This is a genomic window from Enterobacter sp. IF2SW-B1, assembly GCF_001743375.1.
GTDB lineage: Bacteria > Pseudomonadota > Gammaproteobacteria > Enterobacterales > Enterobacteriaceae > Enterobacter > Enterobacter bugandensis.
Genome location: NZ_MJAA01000182.1, coordinates 1 through 523 on the forward strand (window position 1 = coordinate 1; position 523 = coordinate 523).

2 protein-coding genes are annotated in these 523 nt (G+C 32.9%); both read right to left on the reverse strand.

The genetic code is table 11. The annotated features are described in order from the left end of the window. Positions 1–116: 116 nt before the first annotated feature. On the reverse strand, positions 117–314 hold the full coding sequence (locus tag A6013_RS24160; protein ID WP_001148862.1) for a hypothetical protein: 198 nt from the start codon (positions 312–314) through the stop codon (positions 117–119). Positions 315–329: 15 nt separating this feature from the next. Then, positions 330–523, reverse strand: a 194-nt coding sequence (locus A6013_RS26095) for a phage antirepressor KilAC domain-containing protein (RefSeq protein ID WP_078072493.1), incomplete at its 5' end; no start/stop codon positions are given.

The window sequence follows — 523 nt, forward strand, 5'->3', positions numbered from 1 at the left end:
AGATAATATCCGAGACAATCACACATGGAAAGAAGTTAAAAAAGTCGCAAACAAAACCACTAGTATGTCCGTAACATTGCTAAGCAAATTAGCTTTTAATTATCTAACACAAAAATTTAATCTAACTTAAATTCTTTTCCATCTATTAATCCATAAAAGTTATTTTTTAAATGCGGATGTCTTTCAAGCGTCATTTCAATAAAACGCTGGTCTATCATTAAGTCGTAGCCATCGTTGTATTGAATATTAACGGGTCGTCTATTACCTTCTTCGTCATAGTAGTAATAGATGACTTTTTTGTTTTGAGCTTGCATTGTTCGTTCCTCCTATTAAGATGTTTGTTTTTCTCCTAAAAACTTATTAACAAAGTATTGTTGTCCTTTGCCTGTTACTTTTGGCGTCTTACTAATTGATGTGTGACCGTCCGAATGTGTGATTGATGTTTCTTTAATTTCGAATAACTCACGTTCCATTGAATACTGTGTAGGCATGTTATAATCCACACCCTTGCGTTTAATAAGGA